Origin of the sequence: Leisingera sp. ANG-Vp, assembly GCF_000813725.1 — a bacterium.
GTDB lineage: Bacteria > Pseudomonadota > Alphaproteobacteria > Rhodobacterales > Rhodobacteraceae > Leisingera.
This window is the reverse complement of sequence record NZ_JWLD01000127.1, coordinates 1-730: the sequence shown is the minus strand read 5'-3', so window position 1 is coordinate 730 and position 730 is coordinate 1. Positions and strand designations below refer to the sequence as shown.

The window sequence follows — 730 nt, the reverse complement described above, 5'->3', positions numbered from 1 at the left end:
CCGCCTCGGGCCGCATCAGCACCGCCATCAGCAGCTTCGCCGCGCTGCGCCTGCTGGTGGATTTTCTGCGCACCGACCGCGGCCCCTTCATCGCTGATGCTGTCTGCGACTATCTCGGCCTCGCCCTGGGCCCGGCTGCAGAGCAATCCAAGGTCTCGCTGCAGCTGCGTCAGGCCGCTGGCGGCGATGCCTTAGTGGTCAAGATCCTCGACCTGATGCAGCGCAACATAGAAGAGCCGCTGCTGATCCGCGACATCGCCCAGCAGGCCGGCGTCTCCCCCCGCAAGCTGGAGCGCCGTTTCCAGCAGAAGGCCCGCACCAGCCCGCTGACCGCCTACCGCAAGCTGCGCATCGAGAAGGCCCGCCAGTTGCTGCTGCACACCACCCTGCCGCTGGCCGAGATTGTTGCCGCCACCGGTTTCGGCTCGCGCAGCAACCTGACGGAGTGGTTCAAGCGGGAGTATAAGACCAGCCCGCAGGCCTTCCGCAAACAGTACTACGCCGACCGCAGTCCAGCGGGCTCCCCCGCCTGAGGGATACACTGGAGTACCAAAAGCAAAAGGCGGCCCTTGGGCCGCCTTTGTTGTTTTTGTGTTCGACTATCAGTTTCCTGATCCGTCCTCGCCGTCACCGGAGAGGGCGCCGGGATCGAAGACGTTGCCGAAGCCGGAGTTGTTGCCCTCGTTGCTCTCCTGTTCAGCCTCTGCGCCGTCCTCGCCGCTGAGGTTTC

General features: G+C 65.1%; 1 protein-coding gene. It reads left to right on the top strand.

Annotation, left to right across the window (positions count from 1 at the left end; all coding sequences use genetic code 11):
* A partial coding sequence (locus tag RA20_RS24315) for a helix-turn-helix domain-containing protein (protein ID WP_039135468.1) occupies window positions 1–533 on the top strand: 533 nt, incomplete at its 5' end.
* Between the last annotated feature and the right edge of the window lie 197 nt (window positions 534–730).